General features: G+C 70.3%; 20 protein-coding genes. 10 read left to right on the top strand and 10 right to left on the bottom strand.

The features are described 5' to 3' along the window. Positions 1 to 4 precede the first annotated feature (4 nt). The gene (locus FNV62_RS18915) at positions 5 to 277 is read right to left on the bottom strand and encodes a hypothetical protein (protein WP_143654987.1); all 273 of its coding nucleotides are present in this window, start codon (positions 275 to 277) and stop codon (positions 5 to 7) included. A gap of 303 nt (positions 278 to 580) precedes the next feature. On the opposite strand from FNV62_RS18915, the gene recO reads away from it, so the two are divergent. Further along, entirely contained in the window at positions 581 to 1327 is a 747-nt protein-coding gene (gene recO / locus FNV62_RS18910) for a DNA repair protein RecO (RefSeq protein ID WP_054235479.1), read from the top strand. 22 nt (positions 1328 to 1349) lie between these two features. After that, positions 1350 to 2195 carry an isoprenyl transferase gene (locus FNV62_RS18905; RefSeq protein WP_054235480.1) on the top strand — a complete coding sequence of 282 codons (846 nt, stop codon included), beginning with the start codon at positions 1350 to 1352 and terminating at the stop codon, positions 2193 to 2195. Positions 2196 to 2300: 105 nt separating this feature from the next. Here FNV62_RS18905 and FNV62_RS18900 read toward each other — a convergent pair whose 3' ends face one another. Genes FNV62_RS18900 through FNV62_RS18885 form a run of 4 tightly spaced genes read right to left on the bottom strand, consistent with a single transcriptional unit; the run spans position 2301 to position 5471 of the window. Next, a complete protein-coding gene (locus FNV62_RS18900; protein ID WP_054235481.1) occupies positions 2301 to 2717 on the bottom strand; it encodes a Fur family transcriptional regulator in 417 nt (138 codons plus the stop codon). A 58-nt stretch (positions 2718 to 2775) separates the two neighbouring features. Beyond that, positions 2776 to 3678, bottom strand: coding sequence for a metal ABC transporter permease (locus FNV62_RS18895; RefSeq protein WP_054235482.1), 903 nt, complete (start codon positions 3676 to 3678; stop codon positions 2776 to 2778). A 16-nt stretch (positions 3679 to 3694) separates the two neighbouring features. Next, positions 3695 to 4462, bottom strand: a complete 768-nt coding sequence (locus FNV62_RS18890) for a metal ABC transporter ATP-binding protein (protein ID WP_054235483.1) — start codon at positions 4460 to 4462, stop codon at positions 3695 to 3697. A 28-nt stretch (positions 4463 to 4490) separates the two neighbouring features. Further along, on the bottom strand, positions 4491 to 5471 hold the full coding sequence (locus FNV62_RS18885) for a metal ABC transporter substrate-binding protein (RefSeq protein ID WP_143613332.1): 981 nt from the start codon (positions 5469 to 5471) through the stop codon (positions 4491 to 4493). Positions 5472 to 5662: 191 nt separating this feature from the next. Between FNV62_RS18885 and FNV62_RS18880 the strand changes: the two genes are divergently transcribed. Then, a complete protein-coding gene (locus FNV62_RS18880; RefSeq protein ID WP_143601587.1) occupies positions 5663 to 7045 on the top strand; it encodes a glycine--tRNA ligase in 1383 nt (460 codons plus the stop codon). A 106-nt stretch (positions 7046 to 7151) separates the two neighbouring features. Here the strand turns inward: FNV62_RS18880 and FNV62_RS18875 are convergent, their stop codons facing one another. Beyond that, positions 7152 to 7994 carry an oxidoreductase gene (locus tag FNV62_RS18875; protein WP_143608027.1) on the bottom strand — a complete coding sequence of 281 codons (843 nt, stop codon included), beginning with the start codon at positions 7992 to 7994 and terminating at the stop codon, positions 7152 to 7154. 125 nt (positions 7995 to 8119) lie between these two features. Between FNV62_RS18875 and FNV62_RS18870 the strand changes: the two genes are divergently transcribed. Continuing rightward, the gene (locus FNV62_RS18870; protein WP_225900293.1) at positions 8120 to 8698 is read left to right on the top strand and encodes a TetR/AcrR family transcriptional regulator; all 579 of its coding nucleotides are present in this window, start codon (positions 8120 to 8122) and stop codon (positions 8696 to 8698) included. A gap of 131 nt (positions 8699 to 8829) precedes the next feature. Here the strand turns inward: FNV62_RS18870 and FNV62_RS18865 are convergent, their stop codons facing one another. Then, positions 8830 to 9882, bottom strand: coding sequence for a chitinase (locus FNV62_RS18865; protein WP_097284646.1), 1053 nt, complete (start codon positions 9880 to 9882; stop codon positions 8830 to 8832). A 242-nt stretch (positions 9883 to 10124) separates the two neighbouring features. On the opposite strand from FNV62_RS18865, the gene FNV62_RS18860 reads away from it, so the two are divergent. Together FNV62_RS18860 and FNV62_RS18855 are read left to right on the top strand one after the other, a co-directional pair. After that, complete coding sequence (locus FNV62_RS18860) at positions 10125 to 11129, top strand: aldo/keto reductase (protein WP_143613331.1); 1005 nt, start codon at positions 10125 to 10127, stop codon at positions 11127 to 11129. Positions 11130 to 11155: 26 nt separating this feature from the next. After that, positions 11156 to 11761 (top strand): TetR/AcrR family transcriptional regulator, encoded by a 606-nt coding sequence (locus FNV62_RS18855; RefSeq protein WP_054235490.1) that lies wholly within the window; start codon positions 11156 to 11158, stop codon positions 11759 to 11761. A 64-nt stretch (positions 11762 to 11825) separates the two neighbouring features. On the opposite strand, the gene FNV62_RS18850 is transcribed toward FNV62_RS18855, so the two are convergent. Continuing rightward, positions 11826 to 12032 carry a hypothetical protein gene (locus FNV62_RS18850; RefSeq protein WP_054235491.1) on the bottom strand — a complete coding sequence of 69 codons (207 nt, stop codon included), beginning with the start codon at positions 12030 to 12032 and terminating at the stop codon, positions 11826 to 11828. Positions 12033 to 12231: 199 nt separating this feature from the next. Between FNV62_RS18850 and FNV62_RS18845 the strand changes: the two genes are divergently transcribed. Both FNV62_RS18845 and FNV62_RS18840 read left to right on the top strand, forming a co-directional pair. Next, on the top strand, positions 12232 to 12984 hold the full coding sequence (locus FNV62_RS18845) for a transporter substrate-binding domain-containing protein (protein WP_144315437.1): 753 nt from the start codon (positions 12232 to 12234) through the stop codon (positions 12982 to 12984). A gap of 84 nt (positions 12985 to 13068) precedes the next feature. Further along, complete coding sequence (locus tag FNV62_RS18840; RefSeq protein WP_144315436.1) at positions 13069 to 15090, top strand: PE-PGRS family protein; 2022 nt, start codon at positions 13069 to 13071, stop codon at positions 15088 to 15090. On the opposite strand, the gene FNV62_RS18835 is transcribed toward FNV62_RS18840, so the two are convergent. Beyond that, complete coding sequence (locus FNV62_RS18835) at positions 15083 to 16513, bottom strand: MFS transporter (protein ID WP_054235494.1); 1431 nt, start codon at positions 16511 to 16513, stop codon at positions 15083 to 15085. The two genes, FNV62_RS18840 and FNV62_RS18835, sit on opposite strands and share 8 nt — an antisense overlap. Before the next feature lie 101 nt (positions 16514 to 16614). Here FNV62_RS18835 and FNV62_RS18830 point away from each other — a divergent pair, with 101 nt between their 5' ends. Then, complete coding sequence (locus FNV62_RS18830; protein ID WP_143601581.1) at positions 16615 to 17610, top strand: helix-turn-helix transcriptional regulator; 996 nt, start codon at positions 16615 to 16617, stop codon at positions 17608 to 17610. Here the strand turns inward: FNV62_RS18830 and FNV62_RS18825 are convergent. Next, a complete protein-coding gene (locus FNV62_RS18825) occupies positions 17607 to 19052 on the bottom strand; it encodes an MFS transporter (protein ID WP_097284642.1) in 1446 nt (481 codons plus the stop codon). The two genes, FNV62_RS18830 and FNV62_RS18825, sit on opposite strands and share 4 nt — an antisense overlap. 134 nt (positions 19053 to 19186) lie before the next feature. Here FNV62_RS18825 and dusB point away from each other — a divergent pair, with 134 nt between their 5' ends. Beyond that, entirely contained in the window at positions 19187 to 20341 is a 1155-nt protein-coding gene (gene dusB / locus FNV62_RS18820; RefSeq protein ID WP_143601580.1) for a tRNA dihydrouridine synthase DusB, read from the top strand. Positions 20342 to 20355 lie beyond the last annotated feature (14 nt).

Genomic DNA, 20355 nt, shown 5'->3' with positions numbered 1-20355 from the left:
GACGTCAGCGCAACGGAGCGACCTCGGCACGCCTGCCGGCGGGGCCGAGCCGGTCCAGGAGGTGCTGGATGTCTCCGGGGTCCGACGTGACGATCACGGCACCGAGGTCCGCCGACGGCACCGCGACGGTGCCGTCGACCGGGTTCGAGGTGGCGGCCTGTCCCAAGAGCGCCCCCACCCTCCTGGTGAGTGCGTGATCGAGTACGGGGATCTCACAGCCGTTGAGGATCCGGGCCGACTGGGCCTGGCGGGCGCCATCCCGCCAGGCCTGCGCCACGACCGGTGCGGGTGCCGGGGGCAGGCCGCCCGCGGTGAGGTAGGAGCGGTGGGCTCGCCAGAAAGCGGCGTGGTTCCGTTCCGCGGCGATCAGTGCCCCGGCGTCTTAGATCACGGGCCTGAGCACCTTCACGCGGCACCCCGCGACTGCTCGGGGGACCCGGCCTCGATCTTCGCCGCGTGTTCGGCGGCACGCGAAAGCCGGGCGGAGACACTCAGCGGCCGCCAGGCGAGTCGGCCATGTTCACCGGCAAGAAGTACGGCACCCGCCGGCGCATGCCCTTGCGTACGCGAGAATGGCCCCATGAGTCTGTTCCGCGACGACGGCATCGTGCTGCGCACCCAGAAGCTGGGTGAGGCGGACCGGATCATCACGCTGCTCACCCGCGGTCACGGCCGCGTACGGGCCGTGGCCCGTGGCGTGCGGCGGACCAAGTCGAAGTTCGGCGCGCGGCTCGAACCCTTCTCGCACGTGGACGTGCAGTTCTTCGCGCGGGGGAGCGAGCTGATCGGGCGCGGCCTGCCGCTGTGCACGCAGAGCGAGACCATCGCTCCGTACGGCGGCGGGATCGTGACGGACTACGCGCGCTACACCGCCGGTACGGCCATGCTCGAAACCGCCGAGCGGTTCACCGATCACGAGGGGGAGCCCGCCGTGCAGCAGTATCTGCTGCTCGTCGGCGGCCTGCGCACCCTCGCCCGGGGTGAGCACGAGCCGCACCTCGTCCTCGACGCCTTCCTGCTCCGCTCCCTCGCCGTGAACGGCTACGCGCCCAGCTTCAGCGCCTGCGCGAAGTGCGGGATGCCAGGACCGAATCGGTTCTTCTCGGTCGCGGCGGGAGGTTCCGTCTGCGTGGACTGCCGGGTGCCCGGCAGCGTCGTACCCTCGGCGGGGGCCCTCGAACTGCTCGGCGCGCTGCTGACGGGAGACTGGGAGACCGCGGACGCGTGCGAGCCGCGGTATGTCCGGGAGGGCAGCGGGCTGGTGTCGGCCTATCTGCACTGGCATCTGGAGCGCGGGCTGCGCTCACTCCGGTACGTGGAAAAGTAAGACTGAGGGAGACGAGAAGCACATGGTCGTACGCGGGATCCTGGGACGCCAGCGCCGCGAGTACAAGACGCCGGAACCGCACCCGTCCGGCGCCGTCGCGCCCAAGCTCCCCGGTGAGCTGATCCCGAACCACGTGGCGATCGTGATGGACGGGAACGGGCGCTGGGCGAAGGAGCGCGGCCTGCCGCGCACCGAGGGGCACAAGGTCGGCGCCGAGCGTGTCCTCGACGTGCTGCAGGGCGCGATCGAGATGGGGGTCGGCGCCATCTCGCTGTACGCCTTCTCCACCGAGAACTGGAAGCGCTCGCCCGACGAGGTGCGCTTCCTGATGAACTTCAACCGCGACTTCATCCGCAAGACCCGCGACCAGCTCGACGAACTCGGCATCCGGGTCCGCTGGGTGGGCCGGATGCCCAAGTTGTGGAAGTCGGTGGCCAAGGAGCTCCAGATCGCCCAGGAGCAGACCAAGGACAACAACCGGCTGACGCTGTACTTCTGCATGAACTACGGCGGTCGCGCCGAAATCACCGACGCCGCGCAGGCTTTGGCCGAGGACATCAAGGCCGGCCGGCTCGACCCGTCGAAGGTCACCGAGAAGACCTTCGCGAAGTACCTCTACTACCCGGACATGCCCGACGTGGACCTGTTCCTGCGGCCGAGCGGCGAGCAGCGCACCTCCAACTACCTGCTCTGGCAGAGCGCGTACGCCGAGATGGTCTTCCAGAACGTGCTGTGGCCGGACTTCGACCGGCGCGACCTGTGGCGGGCGTGCGTCGAGTTCGCCCAGCGCGACCGCCGCTTCGGCGGGGCTGTCCCGAACGAGCAACTGCTCGCGATGGAGCAGGGCATGCGGGGCCGAGCGGAATAGGGCCCGATGCGTGAGGGGGCGCTCCGTCAGGGGGCGCCCCCTTCAGGGGCGCGGGGAACCGCGCGCCCAGCCCCCACGAGCCCGCAGATCAAAACGAACCCCCGGCTACCCCTTGGCGGCAGCGCACTCCGCACACGTACCGAAGATCTCCACGGTGTGCGCGACGTTCACATAGCCGTGCTCGACGGCAATCGCCTCCGCCCACTTCTCGACGGCCGGGCCCTCGACCTCGACCGCCTTGCCGCAGACGCGGCAGACGAGGTGGTGGTGGTGCTCGCCGGTGGAGCAGCGGCGGTAGACGGACTCGCCGTCGGAGGTACGCAGTACGTCGACCTCGCCGGCGTCGGCGAGGGACTGCAGCGTGCGGTACACGGTGGTGAGTCCGACGGAGTCACCCTTGTGCTTGAGCATGTCGTGGAGCTCCTGCGCACTGCGGAACTCGTCCACCTCGTCGAGCGCCGCCGCCACGGCGGCACGCTGCCGGGTGGAACGGCCCCGAACGGGCGATCCAGCGGTTGTCACCGTTGCCTCCTCACGTCTGCCCTTGCCCGGCCATTGTGCCAGCCCGGACTGTGCGTGGTCAGACGCCGACCTTGCGTTCCGGGCCGCGGGTGGCCGGAATCGCGCACTCCGCGGGGTCTGTGGCCCCCTGCGCGGCTGCCAGGGCCCGGGCACGGCGCCGGGCCAGCGGGGTCGCCAGCACGGTGAGCACGATGAACGCGCCGATGGTCAGCAACACGATCGTCGCACCGGGCGGCACGTCCTGGTAGTACGACGTCACGGTGCCGCCGATCGTCACGCTCACCCCGATGGCCACCGCGATCGCGAAGGTGGCGGCGAAGCTGCGGCTGAGCTGCTGGGCCGCGGCCACCGGGACCACCATCAGCGCGCTGACCAGGAGCAGGCCGACCACCCGCATCGCGACCGTCACGGTGACGGCGGCGGTGACGGCGGTGAGCAGGTTCAGGGCGCGCACCGGCAGACCCGTCACCCGCGCGAACTCCTCGTCCTGGCTGACCGCGAACAGCTGTCGGCGCAGGCCGAGAGTGACCAGGACGACGAAGGCCGCGAGCACGCAGATCGCCGTCACGTCGGACTGGGAGACCGTGGAGAGCGAGCCGAAGAGGTACGAGGTCAGGTTGGCGTTGGACCCGCCCGGCGCGAGGTTGATGAACATCACGCCGCCCGCCATACCGCCGTAGAAGAGCATGGCGAGCGCGATGTCGCCGCGCGTCTTGCCGTACCAGCGGATCAGCTCCATGATCACGGCGCCGAGGACCGAGACGGCCGTCGCCATCCACACCGGGTTGGTGGAGAGCAGGAAGCCGAGGCCGACACCGGTCATCGCGACATGGCCGATGCCGTCGCCCATCAGGGCCTGGCGGCGCTGGACGAGGTAGATGCCGACGGCGGGCGCGGTGATGCCCACCAGGACGGCGGCGAGCAGCGCCCGCTGCATGAAGTCGTAGTTCAGGATGTCCATCAGCTCTGCGGTCCCATCAGCTCAGCAGTCCCGTCCGGATCGGTTCGGCGTCGTGAGCCGCGTGCGGGTGTACGTGGTCGTGGCCGGGCAGCGCGTGCTGGCCGACCGCCCGCGGGGGCGGGCCGTCGTGCAGGACGCAGCCGTCGCGCAGGACGACCGCGCGGTCGATCAGTGGCTCCAGGGGGCCCAGCTCGTGCAGGACGAGCAGGACGGTGGTGCCCGCCGCGACCTGCTCGCGCAGGGTCCGGGCCAGCACCTCCTGGCTCGCGAGGTCGACGCCCGCCATCGGCTCGTCCATGATCAGCAGCTCGGGTTCGGAGGCGAGGGCGCGGGCGATCAGGACGCGCTGGTGCTGGCCGCCCGACAGGGCGTTCACCGAGTCCTTGGCGCGGTCCGCCATGCCGACGAGCTCCAGGGCGTGCCGTACGGCCTCGTGGTCGGCCTTGCGCAGCACGCCGAAGCGGGCGCGGGAGAGCCGGCCGGAGGCGACGATCTCGGTCACCGTGGCGGGCACGCCGCCCGCGGCGGTCGTGCGCTGCGGCACGTACCCCACCCGCTTCCAGTCGCGGAAGCGGCGCCGCGGGGTGCCGAAGATCTCTATCTCGCCGCCGCTGACCGGGACCTGGCCGATGACGCTGCGGATGGCCGTCGACTTGCCGGAGCCGTTGGCGCCGAGCAGCGCGACGACCTCACCGCGGTGCACGGTGAGGTCGATGCCGCGCAGGACGGGGCGCGAACCCAGCTCGGCGGTCACGCCGCGCAGGGATATGACGGGCTCGCTCACGCTGTCCTCCTGGAACTGGGACTGGGTGTCACTTGGCGCCCAACGCCGTTCGCAGCGCCTTCAGGTTCGACTCCATGACCTGGAAGTAGTCGCTGCCCCTGGACTTGCCGGTGATGCCCTCGATCGGGTCGAGGACGTCCGTCTTCAGGTTCGCGTCGCCTGCGATGGTCTTGGCGGTCTTGTCGCTGACGAGCGTCTCGTAGAACACCGTCGAGACGCCGTCGGCCTTCGCCATCTTCTCAAGGTCCTTCACGCGGTTCGCGCTGGGCTCCGACTCCGGGTCCAGACCGTTGATGGCCTCCTCGGTGAGGCCGTAGCGCTCGGCGAGGTAGCCGAAGGCGGCGTGCGTGGTGATGAAGACCTTGGTCCTGGTGTTCACCAGCCCGGTCTTGTACCGGGTGTCGAGATCGGCGAACTTCTTCCGCAGCGCCGCCATGTTCTTGTCGTAGTCCGCGGCGTGCTTCGGGTCGGCCTTCTTGAGGGCCTTGGCGACCCCTTCGGCGACCTGGCCGTACTTCACCGGGTCGAGCCAGATGTGCGGGTCGGCGGAGCCGCTCTCCTCGCCCTTGGAGGTGTCGTGCGAGGCCGCGTGCCCGCCGACCTCGTTGCCGTGCTTCTCCAGGGTCGTCAGCGACGCGGCGTCGATCTTGGTCTTGACCTCGGACTGCGCCACGGCGTCGTCGACGGCCGGCTGCAGGTTCTTGAGGTAGACGACGGCGTCCGCCGACTGGAGCTGCGCGGTCTGCCGGGCGCTGATCTCCAGGTCGTGCGGCTCCTGACCGGGCTGGGTCAGGCTCGTGACGTGCACGTGCGTCCCGCCGATCTGCTCGGCGAGGTACTGCATGGGGTAGAACGACGCCACGATGTCGAGCTTCCCGTCGCTCCTGCCGCCGGCCGCCGTGGAAACCGAGCAGCCGGTGAGGGCGCCGAGGCCGACGGCGGTGGCTGCCAGGGCCGCGGACCCGGCAGTGCTTATTCGAGAAGCGGCGAGGCGCCGTCGTACGTTCATGACAGTCATTTTCAACAAACCTGGAAACGATTGTCAACAAGCCTTCGGTAAGCCCTGGGTAAACGAGGCGGCGAATGAGCCGGTAAGGGGCACGATGAGGCGAGGTGTCCCCGAACCGATTTGATACGAGGGTGGGCGGCGCCGGTAACCTGAATCATTCGCTGCCGTCCGTTCGTAATGAAGAGAGCACCGTGGCCGCCGACAAGATCGACACCATCGTCAGCCTGAGCAAGCGCCGTGGCTTCGTTTTCCCCTGTAGTGAGATCTACGGTGGCCAGAAGGCCGCCTGGGACTACGGCCCGCTCGGCGTCGAACTCAAGGAGAACATCAAGCGCCAGTGGTGGCGCTACATGGTCACCTCCCGCGAGGACGTCGTCGGTATCGACTCGTCGGTGATCCTGGCGACCGAGGTCTGGGTCGCGTCGGGGCACGTCGCCACGTTCACCGACCCGCTCACCGAGTGCACCTCCTGCCACAAGCGCTACCGCGCCGACCACCTGGAGGAGGCCTACGAGGCGAAGCACGGCCGCCTCCCGGAGAACGGCCTCGCCGACCTCAACTGCCCCAACTGCGGCAACAAGGGCACGTTCACCGAGCCCAAGCAGTTCTCGGGCCTGCTCACCACCCACCTCGGCCCCACGCAGGACAGCGGCTCCGTCGCCTACCTGCGCCCCGAGACGGCCCAGGGCATCTTCACCAACTTCGCCCAGGTCCAGCAGACCTCGCGCCGCAAGCCGCCCTTCGGCATCGCGCAGATGGGCAAGTCCTTCCGCAACGAGATCACGCCCGGCAACTTCATCTTCCGCACCCGCGAGTTCGAGCAGATGGAGATGGAGTTCTTCGTCAAGCCGGGCGAGGACGAGAAGTGGCAGGAGTACTGGATGCAGGAGCGCTGGAACTGGTACACCGGCCTCGGTCTGCGCGAAGAGAACATGCGCTGGTTCGAGCACCCCCAGGAGAAGCTCTCCCACTACTCCAAGCGCACCGCCGACATCGAGTACCGCTTCAGCTTCGGCGGCAACGAGTGGGGTGAGCTGGAGGGCGTCGCCAACCGCACCGACTACGACCTCGGCGCGCACTCCAAGGCCTCCGGCCAGGACCTCTCCTACTTCGACCAGGAGGCCGGCGAGCGCTGGACTCCGTACGTCATCGAGCCCGCCGCCGGTGTCGGCCGCGCGATGCTGGCGTTCCTGCTGGACGCCTACGTCGAGGACGAGGCCCCCAACGCCAAGGGCAAGATGGAGAAGCGCACGGTGCTGCGCCTCGACCCGCGCCTCGCGCCGGTCAAGGTCGCCGTCCTCCCGCTCTCCCGCAACCCCGAGCTGTCCCCGAAGGCCAAGGGTCTCGCCACCGCCCTGCGCCAGCACTGGAACATCGACTTCGACGACGCGGGCGCCATCGGCCGCCGCTACCGTCGCCAGGACGAGATCGGCACCCCGTTCTGCGTCACGGTCGACTTCGACACCCTCGACGACAACGCCGTCACGGTGCGCGAGCGCGACTCGATGAAGCAGGAGCGCGTCTCCCTCGACCAGATCGAGGGCTACCTGGCCGCGCGCCTGATCGGCTGCTGACCTGGCTTGTCCGTGAGAAGCCCCCGGTTCCCGCGCTGCGGGAGCCGGGGGCTTCTCCGTGAGACAGGTCCCAGCTGTGGGACAGGTTCACGTGGTCGTACGGGTCCTAGCGGCGAGCGCCGGTCGGTGTGCCCATGGCGCGGGCGACGAGCGCGTCGTAGGCGCGGTCGGGCAGGGCGCGGCGCAGGAAGATGAGGGGCCTGGCCCCGAAACCGACGGCGTACCGGGTCCTGGGGCGGCGAGCCGTGACGGCCTTGGCGACGGTGTCGGCGATCACCGAGGGCGGGGAGCTGCGGCGGGCGGTGCTCTCGGAACCCAGGGACTCGGCCATCGCGTCGGCCTGCCTCGCGTACGCGGTGTCGCCGGAGGTCTTGCGCAGGTTGTCCGCGGCGATGCCGCCCCACTCCGTCCTGATGGCTCCGGGCTCGACGACGACCACGTCGACGCCGAACGGCTTGAGCTCCATGCGCAGGCAGTCGCTGAGCCCTTCGAGGGCGAACTTGGTCCCGTGGTACCAACCGCCCAGCGGGGTGTGGATCTTGCCGCCCATGGACGAGATGTTGACGATCGTGCCGCTCCGCTGGGCCCGCATGTGCGGCAGCACGAGCTGGATCAGACGGGCGGCACCGAAGATGTTGACCTCGAACTGGGCACGCGCCTCGTCCAGCGGTACGTCCTCGATGGCCCCGTAGGACCCGTACCCCGCGTTGTTCAGCAGGACGTCGATACGGCCCGATTCGGCGATGATCCCGTCGACACCCGCCTGCATCGAGGCGGTGTCGGTGACGTCCATGGGCAGGACGTGGACGCCCGCCTCGGCGAGCCGGGACATCCGTTCCACCCGGCGGGCAGCGCCGTACACGGTGTATCCGAGCTCCTGGAGCTTGAGTGCGGTGACTTCACCGATACCGGAGGAGGCACCGGTGACCAGGGCGACCTTGCTGGACATGGGGCAAACCTTTGAGTCGGCCCCTCGCGGGGCGGGAACGCCAGGTAAAGATGAACCATGGCTCACCTTCATCATGAATCATGGTTCACTTTCCCGCAAGCGAACCGCATAGGCTTGACTCCTCGATGAGACTGGAGGGCACGATGACCCAGGCCCGGCCGCTGCGCGCCGACGCGGTCCGCAACCGCAAGAAGATCCTCGACGCGGCGCACCTGCTGATCACCCGGCACGGACCCGAGGTGCCCATGGACGCGATCGCCGAGGCTGCCGGGGTGGCGGTGGGCACGCTCTACCGGCACTACCCCACCAAGACCGATCTCGTCGGCGCGGTCCTGTCCCGGCATGTCGAGCGGATGACCCTCGCCGTGGAGGAGGCGGCGGACCGCGTGCGGGCGGGGGAGCACGCCATGACCGAGCTCACCGCGCTCGTCTCCCGCGTCATCGAGGCCGCGGCCCAGGACCACGCGGTGAAGGCCGCCGCGCAGGGAGTCGGCGCCTCGTACGCGCCCGAGAACGACACGCGTGCGGCCGCCGCGCTGACCGAGCTCATCACCGCCGGCCAGGCGGACGGTGACCTCCACTCGGACGTCACCGTCGCCGACTTCTACCTCCTGCTGGCCACCGCTCCCCTCGACCAGCCACGCGAGGTCCGCGATCGCTGGCTCACCCTGATCCTTCCGGGCTTCACCGCGGCGGCGCGCTGAGAACTGTGGGGGCGCGCTGAGAACGGCGACGGCGCGTTGGAGACGACCTGCTCGGTGACCTGCCCAGTGACCTGCCCAGTGACCTGCTCAGTGGGCTGCTCAGTGGGCCGCTCCCCGAGCCGTCCTGGCTCTCAACGGCCCTGCAGCGCCTTGACGTTGTCGCCGAAGGTCCAGTTCTTCGAGCCGTCCCAGTTGATCGACCAGGTCATCAGGCCCTTGAGACCGGCGCCGTAGTGCCGCCACGCCTGGGAGACCAGGCTCGGTGACATGTAGCCGCCACCGGCGCCCGACTGGGCGGGCAGACCCGGGACCTGCTTGTCATAGGGCACCTTGATCGTGGTGCCCTGTACGACCAGACCCTTGTTCAGGCAGTCGGTCTGCGCGGTGAAGCCCTGGACGGTGCCCGCGGAGTAGGAGTCGCCGGAGCATCCGTACATGCTGCCGTTGTAGTACTGCATGTTCAGCCACCACAGGCGCCCGTTGTCCGCGTACTTCTTGACGATCGGCAGATACGCGCCCCAGATCGAGCCGTACGTGATGCTGCCACCCGTGACGTACGCGGTCTCCGGCGCCATGGTCAGCCCGAAGTTGGCCGGCATCTGCGACAGCACGCCGTCGATGATCCGGATCAGGTTGGCCTGGGACGTGGAGAGCTGACCGATGCTGCCACTGCCGACCAGGCCCGTCTCGATGTCGATGTCGATACCGTCGAAGTTGTACTTCTTCAGGATCGGCACGATCGTCGCGACGAACCTGTCGGCGACGGCGGAGGAACTGAGGTCGATGCCCGCCGCCGCCCCGCCGATCGACAGCAGGATCGTCTGCCCGGACGCCTTGGCCGCGCACATCTCCGCCGGCGTCGCGACCTTCACACCGGTGTCCATCCCGTCCTCCCACAGCGCCGTGCCGTCGGAGCGGATGACCGGGAACGCCGCGTTGATCACGTTGTAGCCGTGCGCGGCGATACGGGAGTCGGTGATCGGCGTCCACCCGAACGGCGGGTGCACTCCGTTGGAAGAGCCGTCCCAGTTCTCCCAGTAGCCCTGGAGAACCTTCCCGGACGGGCGGGACTTCACGGCGCAGGTGTCGGCGGCGGATGCGGTGGGGGCGGTGGCGACCGACAGCGGGGCGAGGACGGCTGCGGTGAGTGCGAGGGCGAACAGGCGCAACTTCCGACGGATCATGCGAGGCCTCCCGGTGGGGGGTGCGGTGAGGTGTCGTAGGCATGACAGTGCCTGCGGTCCAGACCTGTCGTCAATAGGTCTGGACCAAAGTGGGGTGGGGGTGGTGGGCGGCGGGTGGCAGGCGTCGGATGACGGCTGACAGATATCAGCTGACAGATAACAGATGACAGATATTGAAATCTGTCATCTGTCATGCCATCGTGAAAGGGCACCAATCCTTCAAGGGACACCAGGGAGTCCTCATGCAAACCCGCCCCCTCGGAACCACCGGCCCCCAGGTCTCCGCCCTCGGCCTCGGCTGCATGGGCATGTCCGCGCTGTACGGCGAGGCGGACCGGGCCGAGTCCATCGCGACCATCCACGCCGCCCTCGAGGCAGGCGTGACGCTCCTCGACACCGGCGACTTCTACGCCATGGGCCACAACGAGATGCTGATCGGCGAGGCCCTGCGCGCGGTTCCGGCGGCCCTGCGCGAGCAGGCGCTGACCAGCGTCAAGTTCGGCGCCCTGCGCGACCCGGACGGCGGCTGGTCCGGATACGACGGCCGCCCCGCCGCGGTGCGGAACTTCGCCGCGTACTCGCTGCAGCGCCTGGGCGTCGATCACATCGACGTGTACCGGATCGCGCGGCTCGACCCGAACGTCCCGATCGAGGAGACGGTCGGCGCGATCGCCGAGCTCGTGGAGAAGGGGCACGTCAGGCACATCGGCCTGAGCGAGGTCGGCGCCGAAACCATCCGCCGGGCCGCCGCCACCGCCCCCATCTCCGACCTCCAGATCGAGTACTCGCTGATCTCGCGCGGCATCGAGGACGAGGTCCTGCCGACCACCCGTGAGCTGGGCATCGGGATCACCGCGTACGGCGTGCTGTCCCGCGGGCTGATCTCCGGCCACTTCACGGCCGACCGGCAGCTGGCGCCGACCGACTTCCGTTCCATGAGCCCCCGCTTCCAGGGCGAGAACCTCCAGCACAACCTCTCCCTCGTCGAGGCGTTGCGGAAGATCGCGGAGCAGAAGGGCGTCAGCGTGGCGCAGATCGCGATCGCGTGGGTGTTGTCGAGGGGCGAGGACATCGTGCCGCTGGTCGGTGCGCGGACCCGGGAGCGGCTGACGGAGGCGCTCGGCGCGCTGGACGTCACGCTCGACGCCGCCGACCTCGCGGCGATCGAGCAGGCCGTGCCGGCGGACGCCGCCGCGGGCGACCGTTACCCGGCGGCGCAGATGTCACATCTCGGCACCGACCGCTGACAGTGCCGACAGGTACGGTTTTCGACATGGCACCGACCACCGAAGCACTGACCGCCGAGCGCATCCTCGAGGCGACGGAGGAGGCGCTGCGCCGCCACGGCCCCGCGAAGGCCACCGTGGTGGACGTGGCCCGCGCGCTCGGCGTCAGCCACGGCAGCGTCTACCGTCACTTCCGTACGAAGGCGGCGCTGCGGGAGGCGGTCACGAAGCGCTGGCTGGACCGTACGTCGCAGATACTCGCGGAGATCGCCAGGCCGTCGTCCGCACCGCCCCCGGAGGCGCTCGAGCGCTGGCTGTCGACGCTGTTCACCGCCAAGCGGCACAAGGCGGGCGACGATCCCGAGCTGTTCGCCACGTACTCGGTGCTGCTCGACGAGGCGAGCGCGGTGGTCGAGGAGCACGTCGCCGAGCTGGTCGACCAGCTCTCGGACATCATTCATCGCGGTGTGATGGAGGGCGACTTCATGACCGTGGACGGCGACTCCGTCGCGACGGCCCGCGCCGTCTTCCACGCCACGAACCGTTTCCACGACCCCGCATACGCCCACGAGTGGGAAAAGCCGGGCATCGAGGCCGAGTTCTCGACGGTCGTCACCCTCGTCCTGCGCGGACTGCGCCGCCGCATCGACTGAATCCACGGCCGCCGACGGACCGGTGGCCCCGGCGAACCGGCGAACCGGTGGACCCGGCGGAGGGCTATCCCTCCGTCGGGTCCACCGTCGCCTGATGCGCCTCGGCGAGGTGCTCCTCCGCCTTCAGCCACGGCAGGAACTGCGCGCCCTTGCGCCAGCCGCAGGTGTCGCATCTGATCGTGCGCTGTACACCGGCGCGTTGGACATGGACGACGTGCTCGCGGCCGTGCTGGTCCCAGCGGCTGACCTTGCTCGTGTTGATCTGCAGCATGACACCTCCAGGTGTTACCGCTCCGCTTGCCCGGCAAGGCGTTGGCGGCAAGCGTTTCGCAGCAAGGAGTGTGCAGCATCGGGAAGATCAACGGGGGTTCTTCGGCCGCGAGTTCACCGCGTGGTCGTACGCGATCACGATCCGTTTCCGCGCGTCCACCCTCCGCACTGCCGCACCGCCCCCGATCTAGACTCCGCTCATGACGACCGGAACTCCCGCCATCGCCAAGGACCTCGCGCCCCACGGCACCCTGCGGGCCTCGATCAACCTGGGTAATCCCGTGCTGGCCCAGGGCACACCGACGGCCCCGGCGGGCATCACCGTCGACCTCGCGCGGGAGATCGCAGCCCGCCTCGACGTCCCCGTGGAACTCCTCTGCTTCGACGCGGCCCGCAAGTCGTACGAGGCGATGGCCGAGGGCCGTGCCGACCTCTGCTTCCTGGCCGTCGAGCCCGCGCGGGAGGCCGAGGTCGCGTTCACGGCGCCGTACGTCGTGATCGAGGGCGTGTACGCCGTCCCCCGCGACTCGGACCTGACGACCGTCGCCGAGGTCGACCGTCCCGGCGTACGGATCGGTGTGAAGCGCGGGTCCGCCTACGACCTCTTCCTCTCCCGCACGCTTCGGCACGCGAGCGTGGTGCGCGGGGAGGACGGGGTCGAGGCGTTCCGGGCCGAGGGGCTGGAGGTCGCGGCCGGGATCCGGCAGCCGATGACCGAGTTCGTCGCGGCACACCCCGAACTCCGCCTCATCGAGGACCGGTTCATGCAGATCCGCCAAGCGGTCGGCACGACGAGGACCCGCCGCCCCGAGACCGTCCGCTTCCTCCACGACCTCGTCGAGGAACTGAAGGCGAACGGTTTCGTCGCGAACGCCCTACGCCGCGCCCACCAGCCGGAGACCCTGGCCGCCCCACTGACCCGCCCCGGGAGCCGACCTGGGATCGGCGCGTGATCGCCGAACTGCAGTGCGTGGTGCGATCCCGGTAGAACATCCCTTCTGTACGGTCGTCACTTCCGTCGCTGAGGAGTCGTATTCATGACGCGTGGGACAGCCGAGCTCGGGGAGCTGTTGCGGCGGGCGGGGCTGGAAGTCGTCGGGGAGCGGCGGGTTCAGGAGGTGCCGTCGCCCCGGTTCGCGTGGCGTGCGGCTGTTCCGGGTGACGCGGAGCGGGTGGTGCGCGTGGCCGGTGACGGGGCGGACCCGATCGGCGAGTTCAACGCGCAGTGGCACCGGCTGGCGGTGGCGTGCGGGATCCTCGACGAGGACGGTGTCTTCCTCATCGACATCGCCGACCACTGCACGGGCGGCGCGCCCTGGGACTGGACGCCGGTCCGGCTCACCGACCGGTGGGACCTCGCCGGAGTGCTGGGCGAACGGCCCGGCGAGCCGAAGTTCGTCGCGCTCTCCACGGACGGTGACAGCCTGCTGGGTACGACATCCGAGGACGACGGGATCCGGCTCGTCGTCGTGGACCGGATGCGGGAGCGGCGGGAGGCGGCCGCGCGGGCGACGGCACGGGAGACTCCTGAGGAGCGGGCCGTCGCCTGGGAGTCGGCGTTCGAGGGGCTGGACCCTTCGGAGCGGCTCCTCACGTCGTGGGCCAACGGGCTGGCGCTCAACCCGGCCACCCCCGATGACCTGCGCGCCGGTCTACAGGGCCGCTCCACCTACCTCAAGTACAGCGCGATGCCGACGGCGGTCGTGGAGGCCGCCATGGCGCACCCGGACTGGCAGATACGGGCGCAGTTGGCCGAGGCCCAGCCGAACATCACGGCCGATCAATGGATCCGTCTGATCCTCGCCGAGCGGAACGAGCGGCACCGGTGGATCCTCACCATGCTCGCGGCGGACCGGCGCGTCGAGCTCACCGGACCCGCCTGCGAGCGGCTCGCCGTGGATCCGTCCGCCCGGGTCCGTGCGGAGACCGCCCGGCTGTCCGGGCTGTCCGCGCACCTGCTGACCGCGCTGGCCGCCGACCCCGAGTGGACGGTACGGGTCGCGGCCTGCCGACGGGCCTGGCCCCACCTGTCGAAGGAGACCCGCCACAAACTGCTCGGGGACCCCAGCGGCAAGGTCCGTGCGGAGGCCCTGCTCCGGCACCACCAGGACCATCCGATGCCCCGGTCCGTCTTCCTCGCCGCCGACTTCGCCTCCGACACCGCCTACGGGGGGTTCCAGGACCGTGCCGTGACGACCTGCCGTCTGGAGCGCGAACTCGCGGAACACCTGGCCCACCACGGCGAACCCGTCGTGCGCCGTTCCCTCGCGGGCAGCCCGGGCCTCGACCCGGACCTGGTGGCCCTCCTCGGCCGGGACCAGGACGAGTCCGTCCGTTTCGCGGTCTCCACGCGACCCGACCTCACCGAGGAACAACGAGCCGGCATCGACATCGACTTCGATCCGCGTCTGCACCACTATCCGCTCGACTGGGTCACGGACCTGCACGACGACCCCGCCGCCCTGCGCCGCCTGGCCGCATCCGCCCACCCCCTCGTACGCCGCAGCGTCGCCCGCGCCAAGCGTCTTCCGCCGGACGTCGTGGAACTCCTCGCCCGGGACGAGGACCGCGTCGTGCAGCTCTTCCTCGCCGAGTCCTGCGACGACGCGCCCGCCGACATGCTGCTGCGGGTGTGGCAGTGGTGGACCGGGAGCCTCAGCGCCCCCGACCGCCCGCACGGCCACCCGAACTTCCCCCGCCACGACCTCCTCCGCCACGCCGACGACCCGAACCCGCGGATGCGTCAACTGGCCCTGGACGACCCGGAGTCGACATCCGAACTGGTGGAGCGGTTCAGCCGGGACCCGGACGACGAGGTGAGATACCGGGCCGCGAAGGACCCGCGGCTGACGGTGGCGTCGGCGGTACGGCTGCTGGACGACCCGCACGGCCACATACGTCAGGCGGCCTTCTGGCACGCGCGGTTTCCCGCTCGGGTCGTCGTCCGGCTGCTGCGCGACCCCGACACCGCGGAGCCCGCGGCCCGGCACCCGTCCCTGCCCGTCCCCGTCATGCAGCGGATGCTCCAACTGCTCCAACTGCCCCCACAACTCAGCTGATCGTGCGCGGCAGTCGCAGGCTCAGGGCCGTCGTCAGGGCCACGCCCGCCAGTTGGACCAGGAGGGTGGTGACGAGGGCGTCCCGCATGCCGTCGCTCGCGGCGAGGGACAGGAAGAGGGTGCCCAGGGTGGCGACGCCGACGGCGAGGGCCGACTGCTGGGTGGTGGCCATGACGCCACTGCCGACGCCGGCCCGCGCGGACGGCACCTCGGAGAGGATGATCCGGATCAGGACGGGGAGCTGGAGCGCCTGGCCCGCGCCGGCGACGGCCGCGCCCGGCAGCAGTTGCCACACGCCCAGGTCGGGCCAGGACCGCCAGGCGGCCAGCGCGATGAGGCCCACGCCCACCGCCTGGATCAGCCCGCCCGCGGTGACGATCCGGGTGCCGTAGCGGGCGATCAGCCGGGGGCCGCAGAGGGAGACGACGAAGAAGACCGCGGCCATCGGTGCCAGTGCCAGGCCCGCCGGGACCGGGCCGAGGCCCGCACCCCGCTGCAGCGCCACCGCGATCACGAACATGAAGCCGCTGAAACCGATCGAGAACGGCACGATCATGATCAGGCCCCGGCGGAGCGAGGTCAGCGCGAACAGGCTCGGCGGCACCAGGGGCGTACGGCCCTGGCGGTCCTCCCGGCGCTCGACGAAGTAGAACGCCGCCGCCGCGAGGGGGAACAGCGCCAGCGACAGCCAGGTCCACAGGGGCCAGCCCGCCGCCCTGCCCTCGGTGAGCGGGGCGAGGAGCGCGAGAAGGGACACGGCGAGCAGCACCGTGCCGGGGGTGTCGATCGGCTCCGGGTGCTGCGAGCGCGTCTCGGGGACGGCGCGCGTGGCCAGGATCAGGCCGAGGATCACGACGGGCACGTTCACGAGGAACACCGCGCGCCAGCCGGTGCCCGCGATGTCCGCCGCGACGAGGAGGCCGCCGAGTATCTGCCCGGCCACCATGGACAGACCGGCCGTGGCCCCGTACAGGCCCATGGCCTTGGCGCGGCGCGGGCCGGCGGTCGCCGCCTGGATGGTGGCGAGCACCTGCGGCAGCATCGCCGCGGACGCCGCGCCCTGCGCGACGCGCGCCGCCACCAGCGTCCAGGCGCTGGGCGCGAGCCCGCACGCCAGGGAGGTCAGGCCGAAGGCCGCCATGCCGCCGAGGAAGAACTGGCGTCGACCGAAGAGATCGCCGAGGCGGCCGCCCAGGACGAGCAGGACGGCGTACGCGACTCCGTACCCGGCGACGACGAGTTCGAGGACGGCTTCGCTCGCGTTCAGGTCCCGGCCGATGGTCGGGAGGGCTACGTTGACGATGAAGAAGTCGATGAGGGGCAGTGCCGCCCCGAGCAGCACGGTGAAGAGGCCGAGGCCGCTGAGCACGGGTGCTGCGGAGGGCGAGCGGACTGGAGTCCTGAGGGTTCCGGTTTCGGTCACGTCCTCCAGACTTCTCCTGACCTCAGACTGGTACCAGAGTGTCCTTATCCTGGTAGAAGCACTACCTGGCAACAGGTTCCGGCGAACGGCAGGCTGGAGGCATGACGACGATGACGCAGGAGAGCACCGCTCCCCGGCCGGTGGAGGCCATCGACCCTGCTCAGCGGGCGGTGTCCGTGACTTCTCCCCGGCCGGTGGACCCCGAGCCGCACGGCTCCGCCGCCCCCCGCGGCAGCGAGATCCGGCGACACGAGCTCGCCACCTTCCTGCGCAACCGCCGTGAGCGCATCACGCCGGAGCAGGTCGGACTGCCCCGCGGCCGTCGCCGGCGCACGCCGGGCCTGCGCCGCGAGGAGGTCGCGCAGCTCTCCGCCGTCGGCGTCACCTGGTACACCTGGTTGGAACAGGCCCGCGACATCCAGGTCTCCGAACAGGTTCTCGACGCCCTGGCCCGCACCCTGTTGCTCGACTCCAGCGAGCGCGCCCACCTCTTCCGGCTGGCCGGAGCCGTCGACCCCACGCCCGCCGCGCGGTGCCCGACCATTACCCCGGCCCTGCTCGAGGTGCTGACCCAGCTGGAGCCGGTCCCGGCCTGCATCCAGAACAGCCGCTACGACATCCTGGCGTACAACCGCACGTACGCCCGGCTGATGATGCGCGACCTCGACGCCGTACCGCCCGAGGACCGCAACTGCATGGTCCTCGTCTACACCCACCCGGAGTGGCGCGAGTCGATCGTGCTCCTCGACGAGACCATGCGCGTGATGGCCGCCAAGCTGCGCGGCTCGATGGCCGGCCACCTCGGCGAGCCCGCCTGGAAGTTGCTCGTCAAACGACTGCGGACGGAGTCGGCGGAGTTCCGTGAGATCTGGGAGCGGTACGAGGTGTACGGCGGCTCGCGCAGCAAGACCAAGCAGTTCCTGAACCCGTACGTCGGGCTGCTCACCGTCGACCACACCGATCTGTGGCTCGCCCCCGACATGGGCGCCCGCATGGTGACGTACGCCCCCGTGGACGAGCAGAACCGCGAACGCCTGAGGAAGCTGCACGAGATCGCGCTGACGGCGCGAGACGGAAGCCGCCTAGGGCACGCCTAGGCCCGGACGGTCACCGAGTCCCGGACCTCCGCCGACTCCAGCTGCCGTGCCGTCCGCTCGGCCGTCCCGCGTGCCCAGCGTCCGCTGGTCAGCGCGCCCAGGACGAGCACGGCGAGACCGCAGCCGGCGAGGATCCACCAGCCGGGGCGGGCGGCCGTCACGAACGTCTCCCGGTACGACGAGGCCTGGATGCCGGAGGCCAGGACCGCGCCGACCACGGCGACACCGAGGGTGCCGCCGATCTGGCGGCTGGTGGAGGCGACGGCGGCAGCGACCCCGGCCTGGGCGCGGGGCATGCCGGAGACGGCGGTGTTGGTGATGGGGGCGTTCACGAAGCCGAAGCCGAGGCCGAAGAGGACGTACCCGATGACGAGCGTGACGTTCGACGTCTCGCCTTCGAACGCGGCGAAGAGGATCCCGCTCGCGGTCATCGCGACCCCCGCGATCAGCAGGGGCAGTCGCGGCCCCCGGTTGCCGACCAGCCGCCCCGACAGCGGCGCGCACACGAAGCACATGACCGCCATGGGCAGCATCCACAGGCCCGCGTGCAGCGCGTCCAGACCGCGCACGTTCTGCAGATAGAGCGTCGAGAGGAACAGGAACCCGCTGAGCGCGGCGAACGCGCTGATGGCGACGACCGTGGCCCCGCTGAACGGCGCCGAACGGAAGAAGCGCAGGTCGATGAGGGGTTCGGCGCGCCGGGGCTCGTACCACAGCAGGCCGAGCAGCGCGGCGACGGCGATCGCGCCGAAGGCGAGGGTCTTGGGAGCGCCGGAGCTGGGCGCCTCGATGATCGCGTACGTCAGGGAGCCGAGCAGCGCGATGACGAGGAGCTGCCCGACCGGGTCGGGGCGGCGGGCCTTGGGGGCGCGGGACTCGGGGACGTAACGCCAGGTGAGCAGGAGCGCGGCGAGGCCGACCGGGAGGTTGATCCAGAAGATCGACCGCCAGCCGACCGAGTCCACGAGCAGGCCGCCCACGATCGGCCCCGCGGCCATCGATATGCCGACCACGCCACCCCAGACGCCGATCGCGCGGGCGCGCTCGCGCGGGTCCGTGAAGGTGTTGGTGATGATCGACATCGCGACCGGGTTCAGCATCGAGCCGCCGACCGCCTGCACCATGCGGAAGGCGACGAGCGAGTCCAGGTTCGGAGCGACGGAGCACAGGACCGAACCGAGGGTGAAGATCACCAGGCCCGCCTTGAAGACCCGGCGGCGGCCGATGCGGTCGGCGGTCGAGCCCGCGAGCATCAACAGCGACGCCAGGACCAGCGTGTACGCGTCGATGGTCCACTGGAGGCCCGCCACGCTCGCGTGCAGTTCCTTCTGCATCGAGGGCAGGGCGACGTTCAGGACCGTGTTGTCGAGGCTCACGATCAGCAGGCTCATGCAGCAGATCGCGAGGACGAGAAGACGGTGGCGAGGACTGAGCTCGGGCATTCCTCCAGCCTACGCCCGTGTCGATAGTGCGTCTAACTAATGACCCTCTCCTGACCGTCCTCTGTTGCGCACCGCACTCATTCATGACGGTCGCCACAGTCATCGCACCCGTCCGCGTACGCGACAATGGGGGAATGTCCACGACCGCCCTCGCCCCCGCCACCCCGCTGTCGATCGGCCCCCACACCGTCCAGCCGCCCGTCGTCCTCGCCCCCATGGCCGGGATCACGAACGCGCCGTTCCGCACGCTGTGCCGCGAGTTCAGCGGCGGCAAGGGCCTGTTCGTCAGCGAGATGATCACCACGCGGGCGCTCGTCGAGCGCAACGAGAAGACCATGCAGCTGATCCACTTCGACGCGACCGAGAAGCCGCGCTCGATCCAGCTGTACGGCGTGGACCCGGCGACCGTCGGCAAGGCCGTCCGCATGATCGCGGAGGAGGGCCTCGCCGACCACATCGACCTGAACTTCGGCTGCCCGGTCCCGAAGGTCACCCGCAAGGGCGGCGGCTCCGCCCTCCCGTACAAGCGCAACCTCCTGCGGGCGATCCTGCGCGAGGCCGTCAGCGGGGCGGGCGACCTCCCGGTGACGATGAAGATGCGCAAGGGCATCGACGACGACCACATGACGTTCCTCGACGCCGGACGGATCGCCGTCGAGGAGGGCGTCACCGCCATCGCCCTGCACGGCCGCACCGCCGCCCAGCACTACGGCGGCACGGCCGACTGGGACGCCATCGCACGCCTCAAGGAGCACGTGCCGGAGATCCCCGTCCTCGGCAACGGCGACATCTGGTCGGCGGAGGACGCGCTGCGGATGGTGCGCGAGACCGGCTGCGACGGGGTCGTGGTCGGGCGAGGCTGCCTCGGCAGGCCGTGGCTGTTCGGCGACCTGGTGGCCGCCTTCGAGGGGCGCCAGGACGCCTACGCCCGCCCGACCCTGCGCGAGGTCGCGGCCGTCATGGTCCGCCACGCCACCCTGCTCGGCGAGTGGATCGGCGACGAGGCGCGCGGTGTCATCGACTTCCGCAAGCACGTGGCCTGGTACCTGAAGGGCTTCGCGGTCGGCTCCGAAATGCGCAAGCGGCTCGCGATCACGTCGTCCCTCGCCGAACTCTCGGACGGCCTCGCCGAGTTGGACCTCGACCAGCCCTGGCCGACGGGCGCGGACGGCCCGCGCGGCCGCACGTCCGGCAACAACCGGGTGGTCCTGCCGGACGGCTGGCTCAAGGACCCGTACGACTGCGCGGGCATCAGCGAGGACGCGGAGCTGGACACGTCCGGGGGCTGACTCTCCTGCCGGGG

The organism is Streptomyces sp. RLB3-17 (assembly GCF_007113425.2).
GTDB classification, from domain to species: Bacteria; Actinomycetota; Actinomycetes; order Streptomycetales; family Streptomycetaceae; genus Streptomyces; species Streptomyces mirabilis_D.
The sequence above is the reverse complement of the archived record's forward strand: the minus strand, read 5'-3'. Positions and strand labels throughout refer to the sequence as shown.

What these genes read in the sequence shown, in the direction of transcription:
- recO (WP_054235479.1), top strand. Translation starts at nt 581, where the DNA reads ATGAGTCTGTTCCGCGACGACGGCATCGTGCTGCGCACCCAGAAGCTG.
- FNV62_RS18905 (WP_054235480.1), top strand. Translation starts at nt 1,350, where the DNA reads ATGGTCGTACGCGGGATCCTGGGACGCCAGCGCCGCGAGTACAAGACG.
- FNV62_RS18895 (WP_054235482.1), bottom strand. Translation starts at nt 3,678, where the DNA reads ATGGACATCCTGAACTACGACTTCATGCAGCGGGCGCTGCTCGCCGCC.
- FNV62_RS18885 (WP_143613332.1), bottom strand. Translation starts at nt 5,471, where the DNA reads ATGAACGTACGACGGCGCCTCGCCGCTTCTCGAATAAGCACTGCCGGG.
- FNV62_RS18875 (WP_143608027.1), bottom strand. Translation starts at nt 7,994, where the DNA reads ATGTCCAGCAAGGTCGCCCTGGTCACCGGTGCCTCCTCCGGTATCGGT.
- FNV62_RS18870 (WP_225900293.1), top strand. Translation starts at nt 8,120, where the DNA reads ATGAGACTGGAGGGCACGATGACCCAGGCCCGGCCGCTGCGCGCCGAC.
- FNV62_RS18865 (WP_097284646.1), bottom strand. Translation starts at nt 9,882, where the DNA reads ATGATCCGTCGGAAGTTGCGCCTGTTCGCCCTCGCACTCACCGCAGCC.
- FNV62_RS18860 (WP_143613331.1), top strand. Translation starts at nt 10,125, where the DNA reads ATGCAAACCCGCCCCCTCGGAACCACCGGCCCCCAGGTCTCCGCCCTC.
- FNV62_RS18855 (WP_054235490.1), top strand. Translation starts at nt 11,156, where the DNA reads ATGGCACCGACCACCGAAGCACTGACCGCCGAGCGCATCCTCGAGGCG.
- FNV62_RS18850 (WP_054235491.1), bottom strand. Translation starts at nt 12,032, where the DNA reads ATGCTGCAGATCAACACGAGCAAGGTCAGCCGCTGGGACCAGCACGGC.
- FNV62_RS18845 (WP_144315437.1), top strand. Translation starts at nt 12,232, where the DNA reads ATGACGACCGGAACTCCCGCCATCGCCAAGGACCTCGCGCCCCACGGC.
- FNV62_RS18840 (WP_144315436.1), top strand. Translation starts at nt 13,069, where the DNA reads ATGACGCGTGGGACAGCCGAGCTCGGGGAGCTGTTGCGGCGGGCGGGG.
- FNV62_RS18830 (WP_143601581.1), top strand. Translation starts at nt 16,615, where the DNA reads ATGACGACGATGACGCAGGAGAGCACCGCTCCCCGGCCGGTGGAGGCC.
- FNV62_RS18825 (WP_097284642.1), bottom strand. Translation starts at nt 19,052, where the DNA reads ATGCCCGAGCTCAGTCCTCGCCACCGTCTTCTCGTCCTCGCGATCTGC.
- dusB (WP_143601580.1), top strand. Translation starts at nt 19,187, where the DNA reads ATGTCCACGACCGCCCTCGCCCCCGCCACCCCGCTGTCGATCGGCCCC.